Origin of the sequence: Rubrivivax albus (assembly GCF_004016515.1) — a bacterium.
GTDB classification, from domain to species: Bacteria; Pseudomonadota; Gammaproteobacteria; order Burkholderiales; family Burkholderiaceae_C; genus Rubrivivax; species Rubrivivax albus.
In genome coordinates this window covers 166,192-179,695 of record NZ_SACT01000004.1, presented here as the reverse complement: position 1 = coordinate 179,695, position 13,504 = coordinate 166,192, and the positions used below count along the sequence as shown (strand labels likewise).

15 protein-coding genes are annotated in these 13,504 nt (G+C 70.7%); 7 read left to right on the top strand and 8 right to left on the bottom strand.

All coding sequences use genetic code 11. The features are described 5' to 3' along the window. Positions 1–19: 19 nt before the first annotated feature. The 4 genes from ENE75_RS13935 to ENE75_RS13920 are packed head-to-tail and all read left to right on the top strand — an operon-like array spanning position 20 to position 2,489. The gene (locus tag ENE75_RS13935; RefSeq protein ID WP_128198925.1) at positions 20–307 is read left to right on the top strand and encodes a septum formation initiator family protein; all 288 of its coding nucleotides are present in this window, start codon (positions 20–22) and stop codon (positions 305–307) included. A 16-nt stretch (positions 308–323) separates the two neighbouring features. Next, positions 324–953 carry a nicotinamide riboside transporter PnuC gene (pnuC, locus tag ENE75_RS13930; protein ID WP_128198924.1) on the top strand — a complete coding sequence of 210 codons (630 nt, stop codon included), beginning with the start codon at positions 324–326 and terminating at the stop codon, positions 951–953. Then, positions 950–1,612, top strand: a complete 663-nt coding sequence (locus ENE75_RS13925) for an AAA family ATPase (RefSeq protein WP_128198923.1) — start codon at positions 950–952, stop codon at positions 1,610–1,612. The genes pnuC and ENE75_RS13925 overlap by 4 nt, the downstream gene beginning before the upstream one ends. After that, on the top strand, positions 1,578–2,489 hold the full coding sequence (locus ENE75_RS13920) for an HpcH/HpaI aldolase/citrate lyase family protein (protein ID WP_158288947.1): 912 nt from the start codon (positions 1,578–1,580) through the stop codon (positions 2,487–2,489). The genes ENE75_RS13925 and ENE75_RS13920 overlap by 35 nt, the downstream gene beginning before the upstream one ends. A gap of 245 nt (positions 2,490–2,734) precedes the next feature. Here ENE75_RS13920 and ENE75_RS13915 read toward each other — a convergent pair whose 3' ends face one another. The 4 genes from ENE75_RS13915 to ENE75_RS13900 form a co-directional block, all read right to left on the bottom strand. Further along, positions 2,735–3,766 carry an alcohol dehydrogenase catalytic domain-containing protein gene (locus ENE75_RS13915; protein ID WP_128198921.1) on the bottom strand — a complete coding sequence of 344 codons (1,032 nt, stop codon included), beginning with the start codon at positions 3,764–3,766 and terminating at the stop codon, positions 2,735–2,737. After that, entirely contained in the window at positions 3,763–4,914 is a 1,152-nt protein-coding gene (locus tag ENE75_RS13910; RefSeq protein WP_128198920.1) for a flavin monoamine oxidase family protein, read from the bottom strand. The genes ENE75_RS13915 and ENE75_RS13910 overlap by 4 nt, the downstream gene beginning before the upstream one ends. Next, on the bottom strand, positions 4,911–5,573 hold the full coding sequence (locus ENE75_RS13905) for a cupin domain-containing protein (protein WP_128199148.1): 663 nt from the start codon (positions 5,571–5,573) through the stop codon (positions 4,911–4,913). The genes ENE75_RS13910 and ENE75_RS13905 overlap by 4 nt, the downstream gene beginning before the upstream one ends. A 68-nt stretch (positions 5,574–5,641) precedes the next feature. Further along, a complete protein-coding gene (locus ENE75_RS13900) occupies positions 5,642–6,415 on the bottom strand; it encodes an SDR family NAD(P)-dependent oxidoreductase (RefSeq protein ID WP_128199147.1) in 774 nt (257 codons plus the stop codon). Between the two features lie 160 nt (positions 6,416–6,575). On the opposite strand from ENE75_RS13900, the gene gcvA reads away from it, so the two are divergent. Beyond that, positions 6,576–7,487 carry a transcriptional regulator GcvA gene (gene gcvA / locus ENE75_RS13895; protein ID WP_128198919.1) on the top strand — a complete coding sequence of 304 codons (912 nt, stop codon included), beginning with the start codon at positions 6,576–6,578 and terminating at the stop codon, positions 7,485–7,487. A gap of 294 nt (positions 7,488–7,781) precedes the next feature. Here the strand turns inward: gcvA and ENE75_RS13890 are convergent, their stop codons facing one another. Both ENE75_RS13890 and ENE75_RS13885 read right to left on the bottom strand, forming a co-directional pair. After that, positions 7,782–9,125, bottom strand: coding sequence for a glutamine synthetase family protein (locus ENE75_RS13890; RefSeq protein WP_128198918.1), 1,344 nt, complete (start codon positions 9,123–9,125; stop codon positions 7,782–7,784). 67 nt (positions 9,126–9,192) lie between these two features. Next, entirely contained in the window at positions 9,193–10,041 is an 849-nt protein-coding gene (locus tag ENE75_RS13885) for an S-methyl-5'-thioinosine phosphorylase (protein WP_128198917.1), read from the bottom strand. Positions 10,042–10,100: 59 nt separating this feature from the next. On the opposite strand from ENE75_RS13885, the gene ENE75_RS13880 reads away from it, so the two are divergent. Continuing rightward, on the top strand, positions 10,101–10,454 hold the full coding sequence (locus tag ENE75_RS13880; RefSeq protein WP_128198916.1) for a DMT family transporter: 354 nt from the start codon (positions 10,101–10,103) through the stop codon (positions 10,452–10,454). Continuing rightward, entirely contained in the window at positions 10,451–11,077 is a 627-nt protein-coding gene (locus ENE75_RS13875; protein ID WP_128198915.1) for a class I SAM-dependent methyltransferase, read from the top strand. The genes ENE75_RS13880 and ENE75_RS13875 overlap by 4 nt, the downstream gene beginning before the upstream one ends. 6 nt (positions 11,078–11,083) lie before the next feature. On the opposite strand, the gene ENE75_RS13870 is transcribed toward ENE75_RS13875, so the two are convergent. After that, on the bottom strand, positions 11,084–12,016 hold the full coding sequence (locus ENE75_RS13870; RefSeq protein WP_233259082.1) for a patatin-like phospholipase family protein: 933 nt from the start codon (positions 12,014–12,016) through the stop codon (positions 11,084–11,086). Further along, positions 12,000–13,367, bottom strand: coding sequence for an ATP-grasp domain-containing protein (locus ENE75_RS13865; protein ID WP_199232301.1), 1,368 nt, complete (start codon positions 13,365–13,367; stop codon positions 12,000–12,002). The genes ENE75_RS13870 and ENE75_RS13865 overlap by 17 nt, the downstream gene beginning before the upstream one ends. Positions 13,368–13,504 lie beyond the last annotated feature (137 nt).

Here is a 13,504-nt window from a genome sequence, read left to right as displayed (position 1 = left end):
CGACACCGCTGCCCTGGCCATGCGCCGCTGGCCCTTGTCCACGCTTTCGCTGGCGCTGCTGCTGGCGGCGGTGCAGGCCGACCTCTGGCTGGGCAAGGGCAACCTGCGCCATGTGTGGCAGCTGGAGCAGGACCTGACGGCGCAGCAGGCCACCAACGACGCGCTGCGCGCCACCAACGCGCGCATCGAGGCCGAGGTGGGCGACCTGGTCGAGGGGCTGGAGATCGTCGAGGAACGTGCGCGCATGGACCTTGGCATGGTGGAACCCGACGAGATCCTGGTGCAGATCGCGCCGCCCAAGCGGTGAGCCCGGCGCGCGCGTGATGGGCGACGCGATGCTCGCGGCCGCAGCCCCGCTGCTGGCCGAGGTGTTCACGCTGTGGGGCAGCCCGGTCACGGTGGTCGAGATCGTGGCCTTCGTGCTCGCCGTGTGGATGGTGGTGTGCAACTGGCGCGTGAACCCGCTGGCCTGGCCGCTGGCCATGCTGTCCTCGCTGGGTTACGCACTGCTGTTCGCCCAGTACAGGCTCTACGGCGAGGCCACGCTGCAGTTCGTATTCATCGCCGTGGCCATCTGGGGCTGGTGGCAGTGGCTGCGCGGGCACGGCGACGATGGCGCCGCACTGCGCGTGCACCGGCTCTCGGTGCGCGGTCGCTGGGCCGCGCTGGCAGCGGTGGCCATGCTGTGGCCGTTGATCGCGCTGGCGCTGCAGCGCTTCACCGACAGCGACATCGCCTGGCTCGACGCCCTGCCCACCGCCGGCAGCCTGGTGGCCCAGGTGCTGCTGGGCCGCAAGCTGGTGGAGAACTGGCCAGCCTGGGTGGCGGTGAACGTGGTCAGCGTCGGCCTCTTTGCCGTCAAGGGCCTGTGGCTGACGGTGCTGCTGTACGCGCTGTTCACGGCGATGGCGGTGATCGGCTGGCGTGCCTGGCACCGGATGGCGGCCCGATGAAGATCGCCATCGTCGGCGCAGAGAGCACCGGCAAGTCGGTGCTGACCGTGGCCCTGGCCGACGCGCTGGCCGAGGCCACCGGCCTGCGCGTGGCCGCGGTGCCGGAGTGGCTGCGCCTGTGGTGCGAGCGCGAAGGCCGCACGCCGCGGCCGGACGAACAGGCCGCCATCGCCGAAGAGACCCACGCGCGCATCGACGCAGCCGCCGCGGCGCACGACATCGTCGTCTGCGACACCACGGCGCTGATGACCACCGTCTACAGCGACCTGCTGTTCGCCGACCGCAGCCTGGATACGCTGGCCGTGGCGCAGCAGCGCACGATGGCCATCACCCTGCTGACCGCGCTGGACCTGCCCTGGGTGGCCGACGGCCACCAGCGTGACGGCCCGCATGTGCGGGGCCCGGTGGACGACCGCGTGCGCGCCCTGCTGATCGAGCACGGCCTGCCCTGGGCCCTGGTGGCAGGCGCCGGGACGGCCCGGCTGCAGAGCGCGCTGGACGCCGTGGCGCCGCTGCTGCGCACGCGCGAGACGCCACGCCGCGGCCTGTTCAGCCGCCTGCTGGACCGCAATGCGGCGCCGGAGGCGCGTGCCTGGTCGTGCGAGTTCTGCGACGATCCCGACTGTGAACACGCGCTCAGAGCGTCCTCCCCTCGCTGACCCGGATCTGCGCCGCAGCTGGCTCTTCATCGGCGGCGTGCCTGGCGCTGCGGCCCTGGAAGCCACGCTGGCCTGCAGGGCCGATGTGGTCATCGTGGACCTGGAGGACTTCACGCCCCCGCCGAGCCGGCCGGAAGCCCGCGCCAGCCTGGCCGCGCTGCTAGGCCGGCTGCGCGCCGGGGGCGCGATCACCTCGGTGCGCGTCAATGCCCCGGGCCACGATGATGCCGAGGCCGATCTCGCGGCCGCGATGGCCGCCGGCACCGACATCGTCGCGCTGCCGATGGCCGACCGTGCCGAGACCGTGCAGACACTGTGCGCCGCGATCGCCGCCCACGAATCGCAGCGCGGCCGCGCCGTGGGCAGCACCGAGTTGCTGCCCGTGTGCGAGACCGCACGCGGCGTGGCCGACGTGCGGTCACTCGCCGCCGCCAGCGCACGCGTGCGCGCCGCGCTGCTGGGCGCCGAGGACCTGGCAGCGGACCTGTGCGCCGAACGCACGGCCGAAGGCATCGAACTGGCCCACGCGCGCCAGCGCTTCCTGCTCGACGCGCGCGCGGCCGGCATCGAGCCCATCGACGCGCCCTGCACCTTTGCCGACCCTGCGCTGGCCGTGGCGGAAGCCCGGCACGCGCGGCGTCTGGGCTACCGCTGCAAGGCGCTCGTGCGGGCGGAGCACGTGGCGGGCGTGCACGGCGCGCTGACGCCATCGGCCGGCGAACTGCGTCAGGCCCGCGCGATGGTGGCAGCCTTCGAGGCGGCACGCGCGCGCGGCGAGGACAGGGCGCTGCACGAGGGGCTGTGGGTGGAGGTGCCGACCTGGCGCGCGGCTTTGCGGTTGATCGAGCGGGCGTGTCGGCTGGGGGTCAGGGACTGACGCTGCACGGGGTGAGTGACCCGCACAACGGTCCGAGCGGGCGCACGGTCGCTCGGAGATGCGTCGTGTCGGCGGCGCGGGAGACCGGTTTTGACCTGTGTCCGGAGCGGCTCCTATCGACCCGTTCCTGTCATTGGCAAGGCACTAGAGCAGTCACTCCTGCGTGCGTTCAGGTTGCTGTCCGGGCCCTGGTCTGATCGCATACCCCGCTGCTGCCCGGTGAGCGACACCTCGGCCCGCCGCAACTAGCCGGGCAGCGCTGGCATGGACAAGACCACACGGAACTTGGCTTGACCCGACTTCAGCCGCTGGTAGGCGTCAGGGGCCCGCTCAAACGGCACGACCTCTACCCGTGGCTGCACACCAGCGAGCACGCTGAAGTCCAAGGTCCGCTCGCTCTCGTGCGGTGTCCCGGTGATGGACCCCGCGATGCTTCGCTCCCCCACCACCAACGGCCCGATCGGGACAGCCAGCGGTTCCTTGCCGCCGCCCAGCAGGACGAGGCGGCCGGTCGGTGCCAACGCTCCGAGCAGGGCAGACACGGTGGCCGCATGGCCGATCGTCGCGACGATCGCCTGCGCGCCTCCGAGCTGCTTGAGCGCAGCCACGGCATCCTCGACCAGCGCATCGACATACCGGTGTGCTCCCAATGCGAGGGCCTCCTGCGCGATGTCGGCCCCGCGACCGATCGCGAGCACGCGGAACCCCATCCGCCGTGCGTACTGCAGCGCTAGGTGGCCCAGCCCGCCGATGCCCAGGATGGCCACCGTGTCGCCGGCCTCGGCGCCGCACTTCTTGAGCGCGTTGAAGGTGGCCAGCCCCGCGCACAGGAGCGGCGCGGCTTCGTGCGCGTCCAGTTCATCGGGGATGGACACCAGCCCCGTGGCCCGTGCCAGCATCATCTCTGCATAGCCGCCGTCGCGCGTGGCGCCGACGAAGGCTTGGTCCTGGCAGAGATTGAAGAGCCCACGACGGCACATGGGACAGGCCTGGCAGTGACCGCCCAGCCGACCGACTCCCACGCGCTGGCCGAGCCGCCACATCGGCGGGACCTGCTCGCCAAGAGCGACTAAGCGGCCGACCACCTCGTGGCCCGGCACGCGGGGCGGTTGCTGGACGGCGTTCGCGCCCTCGATGTCCCCGATGTCGGCGCCGCACAGCCCGCAGGCCTCTACACGGATCAGCACCTCGCCCACCGCGGGCGTTGGCGTGAGCCGCTCCACCAGTTCCAGCACGCCCGGGCGGGTCACCTGCAACGCACGGTAGGTCGGGTTCATGAGGCAACGTCCTTCCCTGACCGGTCGTTGTCTCTGCGGATCTGGCGCAAGCCCCGCTCGGCGGCGTCGACGGCCCCGGCCAGATAGCCGGGGAACTGGGGCGACCATTCGCTGCCGATGCCGATCAGCCGGGCTTGCCAGGCGCCGTTGTCGGCGCTGCTCGGTGGAGCCGCGGCGTGGTGTCCCGCGGCGTCCTGGTCCTCGTCGGTGGCGGTCAGGGGGTCGTTCGCCCAGTCCTTCAAGGCGTCGCCCACCGGGGCACCGGCACGCTCACCGAAGAGCCTGACCAACTGCGCCCGGCAGTGCATGCGCAGCGCCTCGTTGCTGACCTGGTGGCGCACCTGCGCCGGCACGCCCAGGAAGCCGAACAGCGCGGCGTGGCCGCCTGGCATCGAGATGTCATGGATCTCGCCCATGGGGCCGGCGCCACTGCGTGCGCCGCCGGACAGGCCTCGCTCGCGCCAGAACGGCGTGTCGTAGATCGCCACGTACTTGGCGTGCGGCGCCATCCAGGTCGGCGTGCCCTGCCAGCGGCGCGCCAGCTCGGGTGGCAGCGGCGGGTCGAACTGCACCCGGGTCGCGACCAGCCTGGGCGGCAGGGCCAGCAACACCTGCTCGGCTCGCCAGACCGTAGCGATGCCGGCCGTATCGTCGACCGTCAACTCGACGTGGTCGGCCTCACGGCGCAGCTGGCGTACGGTCTGCCCCACCTGAACGACCGCGTCATCAAGCCGGGTGCGCAACGCAGCCACCAGCGCACCCGTGCCCCCCGCCAGGCGCATCGACGGCGGGTCGCTCGCATAGCCCCGCATGCGCTGCGGCGGCTGACGGGCGGCACGCTCGACCATCAGGTCACCATCTTCAAACTGTGCAAGACGCTCGAGACCCAGCTCAGTCACCAGCTGGTCCAGTCGCGGTTGCATGGCTGGCCAGAACCAGCTGGGACCGAGGTCGAAGCGGTCCAGCGCCGGCAGCGCCGTGTCGACGGCGGAGCCGTGGGCGTCGACCGAGAGGATGCGGCCACCCACGGTGGCTCGTGCCTCGAACAGCACGACGTCGCGCATGCCTTGCTGCTGAAGCCTCCACGCGGCCACCAGGCCGGCGAGGCCACCGCCGATGATGGCGATGCGGATGTGTTGCATCGTCATGGCGTAGGTTCGTCCAGGTGACCTGTCTTCAGGTAGAGCATGAACCCGGCGTCACCGGCGCGGAGATCGCATGCATCGCCTGGCGGAAGCCGCAACCAGCCGAGCGGATCGAGCGCGATGTCGCCGCAGATCGGTTGGCCTTCGATCACCAGCAGTTCGGCGCCACCACGCGTGTCCAGTCGCAGGACACCGCCCGACGGTAGCCGAAGCAGATGGACCTGCTCATGGTCGGTTTGATGCAGCACGCAGACTTGGTGTGCACCGTCAAGGCGCCAGGCCGTTGAATCGGCCGTGTCGATGCGCACGGTGTCCGTGTCGTCGGCCGGCATCTGCCACAACTTCACGAAGATCAATGCGCCGTCGGCGCTCGACGGCTGGTGCCTAGAGCCCGGCGGGTTTCGCAGGTACGACCCCGGCCTGTGGTGCCCGCTGTCGTCCGAGAAGGTCCCCGACAGCACGAGGATCTCTTCACCGCCCGGGTGAGTGTGTGCAGGGAAAATCGAGCGCGGGGCATACCGCACCAGGCTGGTCGCCCGCGCCCGCTCGCCGCCCAGGCGGTCCAGCATCACCCGCTCCACGCCGGGCTGCGGCGAGGGCACCCAGCGGTGCTCGAACGCACACACGGCGGCGCGGCGGGAGAAGTCGGAGTTCACGAGCATTTGCAGGTCCATCTCAAGAGAACCATGGCGATGGCGTCCACAGGGCGCCCGGGCGCATTCTCAGTCGCTCAGTTGCGGCCTGCCATCACGCCGCCGTCGACATCCCAGGTGGCGCCGGTCACCCAGCCCGCCTTGTCGGACAGCAGGAACACGATGACCTCCGCCACGTCCTGCGGCGTGCCGACGCGCCCGATCGGGTGGAAGGCATTGAAGCCCTGCAACGCGCTCGCAACCTCCGCTTTCGGAATGAAGCCCTCGTAGATCGGCGTCTGCACCACCGCTGGCGAGACCGCATTGACGCGGATGCGCCTTGACGCCAGCTCCATCGCCAGGTGCTGCGTCAGCGCATGCAGGCCGGCCTTGGCCATCGAGTAAGCCGACGACGGAGTGGCGGCGATCGCCTGCTTTGCCCACATCGAGCCGATGTTGACGAACGCGCCCGGGCGGCCGCGGGCCACCAGGTTGGCCGCCACCTTCTGCGTGATGAAGAAGAACGCCTTGTTCAGCCGCATGTACTGCTCGTAGTCCTCGACGCCGTGCTCCAGGAAAGCCTTCGGAAAGAACACACCGGCAGCGTTGACCAGCAGGTCGATGTCGGGATGCTGCGCGTCGATGGCTTGCACGACGGCCTGGAGGCCATCGTCGCTGGTGAGGTCCGCCGTCAGCGCGGACACCGGGCCGGCTGCGGACAGCTGCTGCCGCGCTGTGTCCGTCTTGTCGGCCCGATGGCCGACGATCACAACCTCGCCACCGTCGGCCAGCACCATGCGCGCGACCTCGAAGCCCATGCCGCTCGTGCCGCCGACGACCAACAGCTTGCGACCCTTGAACTGATTGCCCATTGCAGTCTCCTGGACCGGGGCCGTCTTGCTGGCCCCCACAAAAACTTGACCGGTCACCGCGGGCAGCGATGCCGATCGCCGTAGGGACAGTGTCGGCGGCCAGCAGCGTCGTCGCAAACGGGATAAAGTGTCTCGGCAACAAAGAAAATCTTTTGAACCCATGAAGGCACCCGGTCACCTGAATGCGCTGCGCGCCTTCGAAGCCAGCGCGCGTCACCAGAGCTTCGCTGCCGCAGCGGCGGAGCTGAACGTCACGCCTGCGGCGGTGGGGCAGTTGGTCCGCACGCTGGAGGACTGGCTGGGAACCCCGCTGTTCCACAGGGCGAGCAGTGGCCGGGTGCGCCTCGTGCCGACCGAAGCCGCAGAGCGCGCGCTGCCGGACCTGCGCGCCGGCTTCGACCGGCTGACCCAGGCGCTCGAACGTCTGCGGCAGGGCTCGACCCGCGGCGTGCTCACCGTGACGGTGAGCCCGGCGTTTGCCGCCAAGTGGCTACTGCCGCGCCTGGAGAGCTTTCAGTCTGAATGCCCCGAGACCGACATCCGCCTCGACACCAGTCTGAAGCCGGTGGACTTTGTTGCGCAGCGCATCGACATCGGCGTGCGCTACGGAGCGGGCCATTGGCCTGGCCTCCAGGCCGACAAGCTGTTTGACGAGGAGGTGTTTCCGGTCTGCTCGCCGCTGCTGGCTCAGGCCCCGCGCCGGATACAGAAGCCAGCGGACCTGCTGCGCGAGACCCTCATTCACGATCTCTCGATGGGTGTTGACGAAGGCTTTCCAACCTGGGACGCCTGGCTGCGGAGGGCCGGCGTCGCGCGCACGTCTCCCACGGCGCGCGGCCTGAAGATCAACAACTCGGCGGCGGTGCTGCAAGCGGCGATCGACGGCCAGGGCGTGGCGCTTGCACGCAGCGTGATGGCGCAAGACGATGTCGCCAGTGGCCGACTGGTTCGCTTGTTTCCGGCGATCCGCATGGTCTCGCCGCTGTCCTACTACGTTGTCTATCGTGCCGACTGTGCAGGATTGCCGAGGACGCAGCGCTTTCGAGCATGGCTGCTGCAGCAAGGGAGCTGACACCCGCAGAAGCGGTCTTCCGTTTAGTGACGCTTTGCGGCCGAGATGTCGACGACCGCTCCTGGCCGAAAGCGACCCTTGGTGCAGCCAAAGAAGCGGATGCGCATCCCATTGACCAATGGGTGAACACACGTCGCTTGAACTGCGGCCGGTATCGCCCTGGCAATCCAGTTCGACCTGAACCGGACACACCGGCGTGGACGCGCGGGGGTTCCTGGGGCACAAACGGTCGTCCCGCGGCCGCGCTTGTCGTGGCCGGCGTGCAGCTCAGGCGAGCCCGCCCGGGGTACGCGCTCAGACGTGCAGCAACAGGTGCCTGCGCTCCCAGGGACTGATCACGTCGAAGTACTCCCGGTACTCCACGTCCTTGATCGCCCGGTAAGTCTGGATGAAGTGGCTGCCGAACAGCTCCGCCAGCGGCTCGCAGGCCTCGAGCTTCTCCACCGCCTCGTCCAGGTGGCGCGGCAGCTGATGCGGCTTCTCGTAGGCGCTGCCGGTCAGCGGATCATCAGGCCGGATGCGCTGTTTCATGCCCAGATAGCCGCAGGCCAGGCTGGCGGCGAAGACCAGGTAAGGGTTGGCGTCCACGCCGGCCAGGCGGTTCTCGATGCGCCGGGCTTCAGGCCCCGAGCGCGGCACGCGCAGCCCGCAGGTGCGGTTGTCGTGGCCCCAGCTCAGGTTGATGGGCGCCGACGTGAACCGGCTCAGCCGCCGGTAGCTGTTGACGTAAGGTGCGAAGAAGGCGGTGGCCGCAGGCAGGAAGGCCTGCAGGCCGCCGATGAAGTGCAGGAAGTGGTCGGACGCCTCACCGTCGGGCCGACTGAACAGGTTGCCGCCGGTGGCCAGGTCGATCACGCTCTGGTGCAGGTGCATGGCACTGCCCGGCTGGCCCTGCATGGGCTTGGCCATGAAGGTCGCGTACATGTGGTTGCGGATGGCCACCTCGCGCACCGTGCGCTTGAAACGCACCACCTGGTCGGCGCGCGACAGTGCCTCGCCGTGGTCGAGGTTGATCTCCATCTGCGCGGTGCCCATCTCGTGCACCAGGGTGTCGAGCTGGATGCCCTGGGCCTCGCACCAGTCGTACATCACGTCGAACACGTCGCCGTACTCGTCCACCGACTCGATGGAGAAGCTCTGCATGCCCGGCTCGCTGCGCTTGGTGCGGCCGGTGGGCGGCTTCAGCGGGATGTCCTCGTCGGCCTCCACCTGCACCAGGTAGAACTCCATCTCCGGCGCGATCACCGGCTGCCAGCCCTCGGCAGCGTACAGCGCCAGGATGCGCTTGAGCACGTTGCGCGGCGACAGGTCCACCGGCTGGCCGTCGAAGGTGACGCAGTCGTGGATGATCTGCGCGGTGGGCTCCTTGGCCCAGGGCACCAGGCAGATCGTGCTCGCGTCGGGCAGCAGCCGCATGTCGGGGTCGGCCACCGCGGTGAAGTCCTTCTCCGGGTACTCGCCGGTCACCGTCATTGCGAACACCGCCTCCGGCAGGCGCAGGCCGAATGCCGGGTCGTACTTGTGGCGCGGGACGATCTTGCCGCGCGACTGACCCGACATGTCGGAGGTCAGGCACTCGATCTCGCTGATGCGGTGTTCGTCCAGCCAGCGTTGGATGGCGGCGGTGGTGTCGGTCATGGGCGGCAGGGAAGCGACGATGCCGGCATTCTCCACCCGCCGTTGCCCGCGCGCACGCGGCAAGCGATCAGCGGCGCAGCACCGCCAGCCAGTTGCGCTGCGCCTCGTCCAGCAGGTGCTCCGGCGTCATCACGGCGCCGTTCAGCGCCCCGCGAACGGCGGGCTCCGGCTCGACCACTGGCGCCGCCAGCAGGTGGCCGACCAGCGCCTTGGCCATGTCCACGCAGGCGGCGTAGCGGGCCATGATGGCGTCCATCTGCGCGTGCTCCTCCGGGTCGTCGCGCCAGCAGTCGTAGTCGGTGGCGATGGCCAACGTGGCATAGGCCAGCTGCGCCTCGCGCGCCAGGAAGACCTCGGGCACGTTGGTCATGCCCACCAGGTGGGCGCCGAACTGACGCAGCAGGAAGCTCTCGGCCCGGGTCCCGAAGCGCGGGCCCTCCACGCAGGCGTAGGTCAGGCCCTGGTGCAGCATCAGGCCGGGCACTCGCGCCGCGGCGCTGGCCACCGCAGCGCACAGCGCGCGGCTGACCGGCTCGGCCGTGGACACGTGCGCGGCCACGCCGCGGCCGAAGAAGCTGGTCTCGCGGCGGCCGCGGGTCCAGTCGATGTACTGGTGAGGCAGCGCGAAGTGGCCGGGCGCCAGTTCCTCGGTGAGGCTGCCGCAGGCCGAAACGCTGAGCACCATGGTCGCGCCGGCGCGCTTGAGCGCGAACACGTTGGCGCGGTAGTTCACCTCGTGTGGCAGCAGACGATGGCCGGCGCCATGGCGCGGCAGGAACAGCACGGGCTGCCCGCCAAGCCGGCCCTGCTGCACCGGTGCCGACGCGTCGCCGAAGGGCGTGGCGGCCGGGTGGTGGGTCTCGGTCTGCAGGCCCGGCAGCTGGTAGAGCCCGGTGCCACCGATGATGGCGAGCATGGCGCGTCTCCTGGTGTGGCGTGATCCGGTCGTGATCCTAAACGGGCATCATCGCGGCCATGTGGATTCCAACCGTATCCCAGGCCTGGGCCGTGCTGTCGGTCGCCATCGTGCTCGAGGTGGCCGGCACCACCTGCATGCGCCTGTCCGAAGGCTTCACCCGGCTGACGCCGTCGGTGCTGATCTTCGTCTTCTACGCCGCGTCGTTCGCGCTCAACACGCTGGTGATCCGCACGTTGGGGCTGTCGGTGGTGTACGCCGTGTGGTCGGGCGTGGGCACGGTGCTCACGGCGCTGATCGGCTTATTCTGGTTCCGCGAGCCGGCCACGGCGCTGAAGCTGGCCAGCATCGGTTTGATCGTGATCGGCGTGATGGGGTTGCATGCGTCCACGCGCGTGGCGGCGGCGGGATGAGCCCGGACAACGAACTGTCGATCCTGCGCTACCGAAAGCGCGCCGCCGACTACGACGCCAGCGCCGAGCGCACGATGGCGCTGCGCAGGCGCACCATCGCGCTGCTGGCGTTGCAGCCGGGTGACGTGGTGCTGGACGCGGGTGCCGGCACCGGGCTGAGCTACGCGCTGCTGCGTGACGGCGTGGGGCCCACCGGGCGTGTGCTGGGCGTGGAGCAGAGCCCGGAGATGTTCGAGCAGGCGCAGCAGCGCGTGCAGCGCGAAGGCTGGGGCAATGTGTGGCATGCGCTGGCGCCGGCCGAATCGGTGCGGCTGCCAGAACCGGCCGATGCCGCGCTTTTCAACTTCACGCACGACATCCTGCGCGCGCCGGCGGCGCTGGAGAACCTGCTGCGGCAAGTGAAGCCGGGTGCCCGCATCGCTGTGTGCGGCATGAAGTTCTTCCCGTGGTGGACGGGGCCGCTGAACCTGCTGCCGTGGCTGAAGAACCGCCCCTACAACGCCAAGGCGGCCGACCTGTGGCGGCCCTGGAGCCTGCTGCAGCCACGCTGCGTGCAGTGGCGCCAGCAGACGGTGCTGGGCGGCATGGGCTACCTGGCCAGCGCGCGGCTGGCGGGAGTGTGAGCGCCGTCAGGCGTGGAGCCGGCGCAGTGCGTCGGCCTGGGCCAGCGTGTCGCGGTGGCCGGCGGCGATGGCGCGCTCGCGGAAGTCGCGCGACAGGCTGACCCAGTAGCCGAAGTCCGGGTGCAGCACCAGGTCGGCCTCGCGGGCGTCCACCGCGGTCAAAGCACGCTTGCGCAGGTCCCCGGCCCGGTAGCGTTCGGCGCCGGGCGGCGCGCGGTCCTCGTGCGCCGACGCATCCACCGCCAGCACGCGCTGCGCGCCCAGCGCGCGTGCCAGGCGCACCGGCAGCGGCGCGTGGCGGTCGGCGTCTACGTAGGCCTGGCCGTCGATGCGCACGGGCGCGAACTGGCCTTCCACCGCGGCGGAGGCCTGCACCGCCACGCCGGCGTCACCCGCCGTGAACGCCACCACCTGGCCATCATCACGGCGCGCCGCAGCCACGGCCATGGCCAGCGGCAGGCGGTCCAGGTGAGGTGGCGATGGCAACCGTGCCCGCACCAGATCGGCCAGCGGCGCGCCGCTGAAGCGCTCGTCGGCACCGATGGCCAGGCGCGCCATGGCCACCGGGTTCAGGTCCAGCGCCAGTTGCTCGATCACGTCCGGCGCCATGCCGGCCGCGTGCAGCGTGCCGACCAGCGCGCCCACCGAGGCCCCGACGATCAGGTCGGGCTGCAGACCCAGCTCGCCCAGCGCCTTGAGCACGCCCACGTGCACGAAGCCGCGCGGCCCGCCGGAACTCAAGACCCAGGCCATGCGCACCGGGCGGGCCAGCGGCAGGGCGCGGGGTGCGTCGGGGCCGCGGTGGTCCTCGCCGGCGACGAAGCTGCAGCCACCGAACAGGCCCGGCGCACCGACCAGGGCGCTGCCCAGCGCCAAGCCCACCAGGCGCCGCCCGGCGTCGGGCCGGTCGACGGCCGGCGGTTCAGGTGCCGGCTGCACCGGCGAAGGCCGGCTGCGGCCGCAGCGGCAGCGATTCGCTGCGCCGCGGCCGCTCGGGGTCGTGGTGCAGTGGCGCCGGCCAGCCCAGCACGGCCGACGCCTCCAGGCAACGGCGCTGCAGATGGCCCCAGTCGCGGCCGCCCAGGTGCACGATGCCGTAGCGGTGGTTGCCCAGCCACTTGAAGTCACGCGCCAGCGCATGGCCGCGCTTGGGAAACTGCAGCAGCAGGCTGTCGGGGAACTCGGCCGCCAGCCGCCTGCGCTGGCTCCAGGTGGGCATGGTCGGCACCACGGCGGGGTCGAAGCTGCGGTAGACGAAGCTGGCCGCCGCGCCGGCCTGCGGTGCCACGCGTGGCAGCTTGGCAGGGTCGCCGCCGGTGGCCAGCGCCAGCGCGATGGCGTGAGGGTCGATGCCCAGAACGCGGCGGTAGAGGTCGCCGAACTGCGAGGCCAGCCGCGGGTTGAACTCGATCACCGTGAGCTTGTCCGTGACCGGGTCGTGGAAGAACTCCATGTTGAACACGCCGTCATCGAAGCCGACGGCGGCCAGGAAACGACGCGCCACGTCGGCCGCTCGGGCCTGCACGGCCGGGTCCAGCCGGCTGGGCAGTTCCCAGCGCATGAAGGCCTGGGTGCCGGGGTACATGACCGCATCCACGACCCCGATCACGTGCAACTGCCCGCGGTACACGTAGCCGTCCAGGTTGTACTGCGGTGCCTGCACCGGGGCCTCGAGCATCAGGCGGTGCGCCGTACCGGCTTCCGGCAGGCGCCGGCCCGCCACGCGCTCGAAGGGCTCGACCAGGCGGCGGATGACCCAGAGCTCACGCCAGCCGAACCGCGTGTGCGCCTGCAGTTGCGCTCGCTGGTCCACCCGCGCCGCCAGCACCGAGAAGGCGGCCTTCACCGGCTTCACGTAGGCCGGGTAGGCCACGCCGTCCGGGATGTCGTCGCCATAGGCCGCGTCCAACGGTGCATAAGCCAGATTGGCCTCGGGCGCCACGGCGTCGAGCACCCGGCGGGCGTGCAGCTTGTGCTGGCAGGCGATGATGGCCTCGGGCCGAGGCCCCGGCAGACCGGCAGCCTCGGCCACCAGCGCGGCGGCCAGCGCACCGAACTGTTCGTGGTGGGACAACACCCCTGCCCAGCCGCGCTGCCGCGCCCGGGACGCCTGACGCGCGGCGAAGCGCTCGAGGTCGAAGCCGATCAACCGCGCGTTGCTGGGGAAGCTGAAGAGGTCGAAACCGGCACGGTCGAACTGCCAGGCGCTGCCCATCGCGGCATGGGCCTGCGCGTCCCACTCGTAGTCGAACAGCAGGCCGGCACGGCGGGCGGGCGCGTGATTTCGCATCAGTGAGATGGATTGTGGCTCAGGACAGCACCGTATACGCACGGCCCGCCCCGGCGGATTCCCGTGCCGACACATTCGGTCGCGGCGCGGGGCCCGGCCTTACACCGGTGACCGCCGGAAACGGCACAGGCCGCCCG

What these genes read in the sequence shown, in the direction of transcription:
- gcvA (WP_128198919.1), top strand. Translation starts at nt 6,576, where the DNA reads ATGAAGGCACCCGGTCACCTGAATGCGCTGCGCGCCTTCGAAGCCAGC.
- pnuC (WP_128198924.1), top strand. Translation starts at nt 324, where the DNA reads ATGGGCGACGCGATGCTCGCGGCCGCAGCCCCGCTGCTGGCCGAGGTG.
- ENE75_RS13925 (WP_128198923.1), top strand. Translation starts at nt 950, where the DNA reads ATGAAGATCGCCATCGTCGGCGCAGAGAGCACCGGCAAGTCGGTGCTG.
- ENE75_RS13935 (WP_128198925.1), top strand. Translation starts at nt 20, where the DNA reads ATGCGCCGCTGGCCCTTGTCCACGCTTTCGCTGGCGCTGCTGCTGGCG.
- ENE75_RS13890 (WP_128198918.1), bottom strand. Translation starts at nt 9,125, where the DNA reads ATGACCGACACCACCGCCGCCATCCAACGCTGGCTGGACGAACACCGC.
- ENE75_RS13905 (WP_128199148.1), bottom strand. Translation starts at nt 5,573, where the DNA reads ATGCTCGTGAACTCCGACTTCTCCCGCCGCGCCGCCGTGTGTGCGTTC.
- ENE75_RS13915 (WP_128198921.1), bottom strand. Translation starts at nt 3,766, where the DNA reads ATGAACCCGACCTACCGTGCGTTGCAGGTGACCCGCCCGGGCGTGCTG.
- ENE75_RS13880 (WP_128198916.1), top strand. Translation starts at nt 10,101, where the DNA reads ATGTGGATTCCAACCGTATCCCAGGCCTGGGCCGTGCTGTCGGTCGCC.
- ENE75_RS13865 (WP_199232301.1), bottom strand. Translation starts at nt 13,367, where the DNA reads ATGCGAAATCACGCGCCCGCCCGCCGTGCCGGCCTGCTGTTCGACTAC.
- ENE75_RS13910 (WP_128198920.1), bottom strand. Translation starts at nt 4,914, where the DNA reads ATGACGATGCAACACATCCGCATCGCCATCATCGGCGGTGGCCTCGCC.
- ENE75_RS13875 (WP_128198915.1), top strand. Translation starts at nt 10,451, where the DNA reads ATGAGCCCGGACAACGAACTGTCGATCCTGCGCTACCGAAAGCGCGCC.
- ENE75_RS13900 (WP_128199147.1), bottom strand. Translation starts at nt 6,415, where the DNA reads ATGGGCAATCAGTTCAAGGGTCGCAAGCTGTTGGTCGTCGGCGGCACG.
- ENE75_RS13885 (WP_128198917.1), bottom strand. Translation starts at nt 10,041, where the DNA reads ATGCTCGCCATCATCGGTGGCACCGGGCTCTACCAGCTGCCGGGCCTG.